7 protein-coding genes are annotated in these 9026 nt (G+C 64.8%); 4 read left to right on the top strand and 3 right to left on the bottom strand.

Features of this window, described 5'->3' with window-relative positions; translation table 11 throughout:
* The first annotated feature begins 159 nt into the window (after nucleotides 1–159).
* Nucleotides 160–2568 carry a tetratricopeptide repeat protein gene (locus ACFHWS_RS27960; protein WP_416569521.1) on the top strand — a complete coding sequence of 803 codons (2409 nt, stop codon included), beginning with the start codon at nucleotides 160–162 and terminating at the stop codon, nucleotides 2566–2568.
* Nucleotides 2569–2700: 132 nt separating this feature from the next.
* Nucleotides 2701–3267 carry a GNAT family N-acetyltransferase gene (locus tag ACFHWS_RS27965; RefSeq protein ID WP_416557409.1) on the top strand — a complete coding sequence of 189 codons (567 nt, stop codon included), beginning with the start codon at nucleotides 2701–2703 and terminating at the stop codon, nucleotides 3265–3267.
* Here ACFHWS_RS27965 and ACFHWS_RS27970 read toward each other — a convergent pair.
* Nucleotides 3250–4887 (bottom strand): helix-turn-helix transcriptional regulator, encoded by a 1638-nt coding sequence (locus ACFHWS_RS27970; protein WP_416557408.1) that lies wholly within the window; start codon nucleotides 4885–4887, stop codon nucleotides 3250–3252. The genes ACFHWS_RS27965 and ACFHWS_RS27970 overlap by 18 nt on opposite strands.
* Nucleotides 4888–5280: 393 nt before the next feature.
* On the opposite strand from ACFHWS_RS27970, the gene ACFHWS_RS27975 reads away from it, so the two are divergent.
* Both ACFHWS_RS27975 and ACFHWS_RS27980 read left to right on the top strand, forming a co-directional pair.
* Nucleotides 5281–5595: a hypothetical protein gene (locus tag ACFHWS_RS27975; protein ID WP_416557407.1), complete on the top strand. Its 315-nt coding sequence runs from the start codon at nucleotides 5281–5283 to the stop codon at nucleotides 5593–5595.
* On the top strand, nucleotides 5595–5879 hold the full coding sequence (locus ACFHWS_RS27980) for a hypothetical protein (protein WP_416557406.1): 285 nt from the start codon (nucleotides 5595–5597) through the stop codon (nucleotides 5877–5879). The genes ACFHWS_RS27975 and ACFHWS_RS27980 overlap by 1 nt, the downstream gene beginning before the upstream one ends.
* Nucleotides 5880–6086: 207 nt before the next feature.
* Here the strand turns inward: ACFHWS_RS27980 and ACFHWS_RS27985 are convergent, their stop codons facing one another.
* Nucleotides 6087–7400: a glycosyltransferase 87 family protein gene (locus ACFHWS_RS27985; protein ID WP_416557404.1), complete on the bottom strand. Its 1314-nt coding sequence runs from the start codon at nucleotides 7398–7400 to the stop codon at nucleotides 6087–6089.
* A 153-nt stretch (nucleotides 7401–7553) separates the two neighbouring features.
* A complete protein-coding gene (locus tag ACFHWS_RS27990; protein WP_416557403.1) occupies nucleotides 7554–8618 on the bottom strand; it encodes a hypothetical protein in 1065 nt (354 codons plus the stop codon).
* Nucleotides 8619–9026: the final 408 nt, after the last annotated feature.

The raw sequence follows: 9026 nt of genomic DNA on the forward strand, positions 1-9026 counted from the left end.
GGCCGTCTCATTTATCGGGGGGTCCACTGTGGGTTATCGGGGCCCTGCTGAATAAGCCTCATGATCTAAGACGTCAGTGTACCTGCTAGCAGAGTCGGCGTTGAGATCTTTGCGACGGCCGCCGGTATTTATTGGTCTGGTTTGATCTGGATGGTCTACATGCGGAGTCCGTTCAAGCGCCGCTGGCCATGGATCGCGCTGGCTGGCGTTGGCGTGGTTGCGCTGGGTTGGAACCCGGCCGCTGAGGGTATTGCATCCTACATCAATTCAGATCTTAGTGACCGAGATGCATATAGCAGTGTTTACGCGTTGCCGGTCTCCTTGCTGTCCCTGCTGGTCGCGGTAATTGGGCTCACTTTTCAGTCGAAGCAGGCGCGAAGAGTTGAGAAAGAAGCTTTGATAAGTGCCGATCAACCAAGAGCAGGAATGACATCGCTGGCCGTTCCAGGGCTAGTCGGCGCCGACCAAATTCGCGGTCGTGACCGTGTAATCGGGGAACTTGTCCATCTATACGAACGGAACGCCGATCCTGCACTTAGAGTGCATGTACTGCACGGGATGGGTGGGGTAGGAAAAACCGCGATCGCGCAACACGTGGCAAAAGTCTTACGTCAGCGCGGCATCACTGTCTGGTTTATTTCCGCCGCCGAAGCGAGCAGCCTACACTCCGGCATGCGGGAACTTGCCATGAGCCTAGGGGCAAGTAGCTACGAGCTCGACCGAGAGTGGACTCACAACGCGCCTGATGTCTTATGGCGGCGTCTCAAGGCTTACTCGCGCCGATGGCTCATCGTAATCGACAATGCTGATGACCTAAGCGCACTTGCGCCGGTCAATCAGACCGTTGCGCAAAGGAATGGTTGGATTCGCCCGACTGGAACCCGCAATGGTGCAATTATAGTCACAAGTCGTGACGGCACTAAAAGTTCCTGGGGAAACTGGTGTCGGATGCATCAGATTGGGATCCTACCTGTTGCGGACAGTGCGCAAATGCTCATCGATATAGCGGGCAGTAATTGCGGGTCGAAAGAGCAGGCAGCGGATCTCGCAGGCAGACTTGGCGGCCTACCGCTGGCCCTACATCTCGCCGGCCGCTATCTTGCCGACGCTCGACTGGTGCCGGTATCCGGACAGATAACCACCTTCACCGACTACCATGCGGCACTTGATCGCCATGGGGTTTCTGCTGTCTTTCCGGATGGTAACGGTGTAATGACGGTAGCGCGCGCGATATCCGTCATCGCGGAGACTTGGGAATTGTCTTTGACCTCAATGGAGCGAGGTGGCAGATATAAGGCGCGAAACTTGCTTCGGCTCTTGTCAACCATGGCTGATGCGGAAATTCCGTACCACGTCTTGCTCGATCCTAGCGAAATGGCCACCTCGGACATGTTTCGGGGACTCACTCCAGGCCGGCTTCGAGAACTCCTGCAAAGCCTCAGTTCCTTCGGTCTGATTGAGCTAAAAGTTGACGGGGAAGTTCCAATGGCGACGGCGACGCGTGACCTACCACTTGGAACGCTGAGCCTGCACCCATTAATCAGGGATGTGAGTCGGCACCATCTACGGGTCGGCGGAAATATGGGCGCGGCGATCGAAGTGGCTGCGAGGCTACTGCATCGCGCCGCCATCAGATACGACGATCACACCGAACCAAAGAACTGGCCAGTGCTCAAGCTCTTGGCGCCTCATCCGCTCCACCTATTAACCTTGGCGGCAGCGGAGTCGGACCTGCGTGCAGAGGTGACCAGCGATCTTACGCAGGCAGCGAGCATGATAACTAGGTACATGGCGGCCATTGGTCTATATGCAGCCGCTGTTTCGGGGGCAAAGTTGATCCGGGATTTGGCGGTGGGAATCTTAGGCGAGGAGCATCCTGACATTCTGCAGGTCAGTGCCGATATTGCATCCTTCACCGGAGGAACTGGTGATGTTCATTCTGCGCGCGAACTGTATGCTGGACTGGTGCTCGTGAGCGATCGAGTCCTGGGAGCTGAGCGCGAAGAGAGCTTGATGTACCGAAGCAATCTTGCCTTCTTCACTGGCGTGGCGGGAGATCCGGCAGCCGCACGCAGTCAATGCCTTAAGCTACTCCCCGTGGCGAGTCGGGCGATCGGTGTCGAGGGAAATGCTGCTCGGGCGATCCGGCGGAATCTAGCTCTATTTTCCGCCGAGCTAGGGGATTTTGAAGCCGCACAACATCAGATCGAAGCTCTGAATCGATTCTATGGAAATAATGAAGATTTTTCAATGATTGTCTTCAGAGTGCGGTTTGCTTGCCGCATTGGGCGTTCGGGTGACTATTCTTCCGCGAGAGACCAGTTGGTTGAATTGCTGCCTACTCTGCGAAAGGTGTTAGGCGCCAATCACCCGGAAACCCTCATTGCGTGCTCCGAGATTGCTAACTTGACCGGATCGGCTGGCGATTATTTTTCCGCGAGAGACCAGTTGGTTGAATTGCTGCCTACTCTGCGAAAGGTGTTAGGCGCCAGCCACCCGGAAACCCTCATTGCGGAATCCAACTTTGCCCACTGGGTTCGTCGATCATCCGATGGATCCCCTCAATGACATGTTGATGCCGTATCGAGATCCCTACAGGCTGACCGTCGGGCGCTTGGTCGACACGAAGGTTAGTACTGGGCCCATTTTCCCCGTGGCGCGGGGAAGGACAAACATCCGCTCGTCCGTACGGTGGTTGGTGTGACTGAGGTTTCGTACGTCCGTCTCGACGCCGCCGCTGCCGCCGCGATGCTGGACCAGTTGGCCGATGCGTACGCCGACGCCTACGGCCAGGTCCCCGGCGAGGACGCAGGCGTCAAGGCGGACGCTTTCTGTGACCGGGCGACGGCTGCGCTGGGTGCCCGCAACTACGAGCTGGTGACAGCCCGGAGCGGCGACGAGCTGGTGGGTTTCGTCTTCGGGTACAGCCTGCGGCAGGAGCGGGACTGGTTCGGTGGGCTCGATCCGGCGCCCGAGCCGGGTTTCACCGACGAGCGTGGCGGCGAGCGGACCGTGGTCCTGGCGGAGATCGAGGTACGCAAGGCGTGGCAGGGCAAGGGCATCGGGCGCGGCCTGCACGACACGTTCCTCGGCGGTCGACGCGAGGAGCGGGCGACGCTGTCGGCCAACCCGGTCGCTACCGCCACCCACGCACTCTACGAGCGGTGGGGGTGGCGGCGGGTCGGCACGAAGCCTGGACCTCCGGGTGCCTACTACCGGGAGTACGCCGTCTTTGTGCGCTCGCTGCGGTCAGCCGAAGGGCGTTGACCGGTAGCTGCGTACCGCCTGGTCGAGCTCTTTGACGGAGCGGGTGCGTTTCCACGGGTCGAGCCCACGGCGCAGCTTCTGCACCTGCTGGGTGATCCGCTTGCTGGAGTTGACCGAGGTCAGCTCGACCGCCTCGGTGGCGGTCCGGCAGGCCTGGTCGATGTCGCGCTGCTGGGCGAACGCCTCGGCGCGGTACAGCAGCCCGAACGCACGGTTGTGCAGGTTGCCCGGGTCGATCAGGCACAACGTCTTGTCGGTGGCGGCGAGCACCCGGTCGGCGTCGTGGAAGCCCAGCGCCTGCTGCGCGGTGGTGCTCCAGTAGAACGACTCGTCGTAGAAGTACCACCACGATTGCCGGGGGCCGTCGTCGGCCTGCGCTTCCTGTAGGGCGGCGTACTCGCGGTCGAGATTCGCCTGAGACCTGTCGGCCTGCCTGTCGGCGGTGAGCGCGCGCACCGCGACATCGGCGGCATAGGCGCGGGCGTACGGGCTGCCGCTCTGCTCGGCCCAGGCGGTGGCGGCGGCGGCGTGGTCGATGCCGATCCGGGGTTTTCCCTGCCAGGTCGCCAGGTGGCTCATGGTGCACAGGATGTAGGTGACCAGCTCCACGGCGCGTGCTTCGTGGGCGGCGGAGCGGGCGTCGTCGTAGAGCCGCTGCGCGGAGCCGTAGTCGCCCATGTTGAAGCACAACCAGCCGGCCAGCTGGGTCAGCTCGGCGTAGGCGGCGATCGCCCGGTCCCGGTGCGGCCCGGCGGGGGCGGCCTTGGCCTGCTGCTCGGCGGTGCGCCGGTAGGCCAAAGCGCTGGGCAGGGTGGCACCCGCGCCGAGGACGTCGCCCTGCTTCCGCAGGTAGGGCATCATCTCTTCGCAGTGAGCCAGCGTCGCCGGGTCGAACGTTCCCGGTCCGGCGGACGGCGGTGCCGCGTTGGCCGGCTCGGCCGCACCCGCCAGCTCGGTCAGCGGCGCGGTGGTGGCGACCGCGAGCGCGGCGGTCAGTTTGCCGAGCATGGCCCGGCGGGTCTGCGGGTCCGGTATCCGTTGCATCCACATGACGATGACCTGCGCCAACTCTCCGAAGTTGACCTCCTCGGGCAGGCGGTGCAGGCCGGTGAGGTCCGCTCGTGGCGGGGCACCCGCCTCGGCGCCGGGTCGCCGGCCGAGCAGGTCGCGAAGCAGGATCTCCGCTTCTCTCGGCACCATGGTCTCACCGGTGAGGACGGCCGAAGTACCCCGTGCGACGGTGAAAGTTGCTCGGGTTGCGGCATCGAGGTGGCGGAAGCTGGGCAGGTCGGCCAGCAGATCGGCGACGGCGCACTCGTAGATCTCGGCCAGGCGGACCAGGTTGTCCTGCGACGGCGTGTAGCCGCCCTTACCGGGCCAGATCTCCCAGTACGAGAAGCTCTTGTGGGTCTTGGGCTCGTCGGGCCAGCGCCGGTTCCACTCCTCGGCTGCCTGCGCCTGGCTCCAGCCCCGGGCGGCGCGGAGCGCGGCCCGGGGGTTGAGCCGAAACCGCTGCCGGAAGACCTCGGCCACCTCGACCCACGTCTTTCCCTCCGACCGTAGCTCGGCCGCGAGGCGAGTCTGCTGCTGTCGAAGACTTTCCGATCTTGATTCAGTCATGCCGTCACCCGCCCATGATCAGAAAGATCCGCAGACCTATTTGGATAGACGATACGCGACTGCTTCGACTTTGGGAACTTCCCCGCGTCACGGGGAATAGGCGATTCGGAATCTCCGGATGTCGGCGGGTGGTGGCGTGCGTGTGACGTAGGCGACCGTGGATGTAGTGAGTCACGCGAGCGGCAATTAATAACTCGAATGTATCCGTCGACATGTCTCCACGGAGGAAAGCGCATGGCCGGAAACAACCCGCCGAGTAGCAGGTACTGCCCGTCGCCGTACCTCGGTGGTAATGAAGATCCGACGCCGGACCGGCCGCCGTTGCCGCGACGGACGCCGGGGCACACGGACATCGGGCGCGATCCACGGTTTCGGCTGCTGGGCGCGCGTGCGGTGGCACCCGCGCCGAATGCCGAGTGTGCGGCTGTCGACGCCGAGCGGCCGGTGCTGGACGAGGCGGCGGCGGCGATGCGGAACCGGCCGGACGTCGACGTGTTGGACCGGGCGCGGGAGACGGTCACCGAGCACATGCCGAGCCGGTTGGCCGAGTGCCGGGCGTGCGACGGGCCGGCGTTCTGCCCGCCGTTCACCAACGCGTTGGCCGTGCTGGACCGCTGGGATCACAGTCGGGCGCGTCGGGTGCGGGCGGTGTTGCAGTACGCCGGACTCTGGCCGGACGGGTACGTCCACGACGGGCGGGACGACTGATGGCCGACGGGGAACTCCTGCGGGTCGGTGACACGCTGCATCTCGGCAAGGCCGACTGGGTGTTCGGCGACCGGCCGATGACGGTCCGGGTCTCCGACATCCGGTACGGCCTCGACGACGCCGACTCCCCGGTGGTGGGCATCCTCGCCACGATCACCTCGGCCGGGCGGGACGGGCGGATGGCCGCGATCGGCGTCTACAAGAGTGCCCTGACCCGCTCCGGCGTGGTGCAACGCCGGCAGCCGCCCAACGGCGTCGACCCCTTTCCAGCCGCACACCCGTAGACCTCTGCCGCCCGCTGCCCGCCGTCCGTTTGAGCCGGGGTCGGGTCGGTGGCGGCAACCACCAGCCCGACCCCATCCCAAGCTGCGATTGAAAGTGGACCACGATGGACGTTTGTGCCCTGACCAGTGCCGTGTTGCTCGGCTACCTCGCCGGGCTGTTCTCGTTCAAGGTGAAGAGCCGCTGGTGCCCCCGCTGCGGCGAACTTACTACCGCCAAGCCGCCGCCCTAAAGCGTCGGGCAGTGAGGTTGGGCACCTCGGCCCGCCCAGGAAGACCGGACCCTGGTCGACCCCCGACGGTCGGGACCAGGCAGGCCACCACCAACGCGAGCAGCACCCGGACGTTGTCGGTCAGGTCTGCGGTGGGCAGCCCGTCGCCCATCGACATCACCGGAAGGATCATGGTGGCAGCCACCAGACCGGTCCAGGCCAGTGCGCGGCCTCGGCGCTCGCCCACCACCAGTAGGGCGGCTAGTACGAGCCAGGTCTGATGGTGGGTCCAGGACACCGGCGAGAACGCCAGGCCGGCCGCGCCGACGATCACCACGCCAGCCAGCCGGTCCCCGTCCCGGTAGGCGACCGCGCCGCGTACCAGGGCGATCGTGACCACCGCGAGCCCGGCGGTGAACAGCACGAGGGTACGAGCGTCGTCGGGTGCTCCCAACCGTAGTAGGGCACCGTTGATCGACTGGTTGCCGGCGGTGACGATGTTGCCGACCCGGTCGACGTCCCACATCTCGGTGAGCCAGAACCGCGCCGACTCGCCTGGCAGGATCAGCCAGGCCAGGCCGGTACCGGCGAGGAAGGTCCCGGTCGCGGTGACCGCCGCCCGTCGCTCGCCGGCGAGCCACAGGTACGGGATGAAGATCAGCGGGGTGAGCTTGATCGCGGCGGCCAGTCCGGTGGCGACACCAGCTAGCCGACGCGGGGCACGCCCCAGGCAGTCGACCAGCACCAGCAGGGTCAGGATCACGCTGACCTGGCCGAACCGGAGGTTGCTGGAGACCGGAGCCGACGCGAACAGCAGCAGGGCGATCGCCGCCGGTGCCACCTGCCGGGGCAGGAGCCGGTGGGCCCCATCGGCGCGGGACACGATCACGGCGAGCAGCGCCACCAGCGCAACGGTGGCCGCCGTCCAGATCACCCGCAGCACGTCGATGTCGATCAGCGTCAGCGGTACGAACAGCAGGCCGGACAGGGGCGGATAGGTGAACGGTGCCCCGGTGCTCGCCGCAGCGTAGTCGTAGAGGCTGGTGCCCTGCCGTAGCCCGGTGACCGCCTCCACGTATACGTCGAGGTCGGCGAGCCGGTCGTGCCGGGCGCGGGTGAGCGCCGCCACCGACTGGGCGACGGCGACGACGGCTGCGGCGAACCAGACGGCGACCGCGACCCGGACCGGGTGAACGGAGCCGCTGCCCTTCAACCGGGGTGGTGTGCCCTTCGGTCGGTGCGACGTGGACGACCGGATTCGGTGCACGCTCTGCCCCCGTAGCCCTCCCGCCGGATCAGTACGCTGGATCATACTGGACACTGCTGTCCCTCCGGTCCGTACCGGTCCCGCCAACAGATCGACATGCGTCGGCGGAACCGGCTCGATCGGATCCCGGCACGTGGCCCGGTCACCCGGTCTGTTGGCTCGGGCCCCACTGGCCCGGCTGATGCTCGGGTCGGCCCGTCAGGGCATGGTCAGCTTGGCCAGAAACGCTTGATGGTCGGTGTAGAACATCAGGTACGTCTCGGTGTCGTAGAACGGCGTGTCGTTGGTCGCCATGATGTGCTGCACGTTTCCGTCGCCTTTGCGGGTGTATCCGGACGGAACGCAGTTCTGCACATTCTCCGGATCACTGGTGTCATATTCCAGGTTGAGGTCGCCGCCGATCACAGTGGGTCGGTACACGCCTTCATACGTGCGGATCGCGGGGATGACCCCAGTCAGCAGTTCCAGGCACTGAGCGAGGGCGACCGGCTCGCTGTTGCTGCTCAGATGAGTTGTGCAGGCGTAATAGTGGTCGATGGCGTACAGGCAGGCGAAGGCGCGCTTCTCGTTGCCGGAGTCCTGGTTGCCGTAATGTCCGCCGAAGGCGTCGAAGCCGTAGTACATGGAGTCAGGCATGTGCCCGATCACAGCTACCCCGTACTCGTCGCCGTTTGTGCAGGTTACCGGGGTTCCAGCGGCGGTGACGGCGGGCATGAACACGTAGAACGCCCAGTCGCCGGCCCATGCGCCGGCCATCGCCGGCGCGAGGTCGTTCGCGACGTCCCCGAGACAGACCTCGTTGACGGTGACGAGGTCTGGCATGAGCAGATAGATCATGTACGCGCCCTCGTCGATCGCGTACCCGTCGGCGTAACAACCGGCGTGACCGCTGTTGCAGAGGTTCATCTGCAACTGCCAGAAGTCACCGAAGGCGGTCCCGCTCGAGCGTTTACTGAAGCCCTGCTGCGGCAGCGGAGGGTGGCCCGTCACCTTTGGTGGCGCGGCGCGGGTCACCGTTCCCGGTGCGATCGCTCCGGTGCGGGTCGCACCCTTCGCGTCCCGCCCCGTGACGATGTGGGTGCCCTGTTCGGTGACAATGCGTGCATCCTGGGTCGGGTTGGCAGGCGGTGCGGCCTGGGCCGGCATGCCGGACATCATCAGCAGGGCGCTGGTGGTCAGTGCGGTGAGTAGACTGAGTGGGGCCGTGACTCCGGTCCGGTGAGGGTGGCTGGTGTCTTTCGATTTCGGGAATCCAGCGTCCACGTACGTTCCTCCCGTGATGTTGAGGGTGGGGACCTCGATCGACGCACCAATGGAGCGCCTGGGAAGACAAGTGAGCGCGACGATCCAGCCGAGGGGTTGCCGTCAGGCTGCTCTTGGATTGCTTGCCTGTCCTTCCCCGTGTTGGTCCAGGCGCAGGGACACCGTAACGCCATTGACTGATGGGAGTCAATGCATAAAGAGCTGGATCGACTGTGAATCTTGGTTCAGTCCTCAATGCCACGTAGCTTAAGTCGATCTTGGTGGTGGCTGGACCCGGTAGATGTGGATCGTCGCTGGCCGGTCGTGGCGGATGCTGGCCGGTTCGTTGGGTTTCTTGACCCGGTACCGGTTGTGGCGGGCTCGTTTGACCGCTCGGGGGCAGGTGCGTTCCCTGCGTTCGGGGATCAT

The sequence above is a fragment of the Micromonospora sp. LOL_013 genome (assembly GCF_048060315.1).
Taxonomy (GTDB): Bacteria; Actinomycetota; Actinomycetes; order Mycobacteriales; family Micromonosporaceae; genus Micromonospora_E.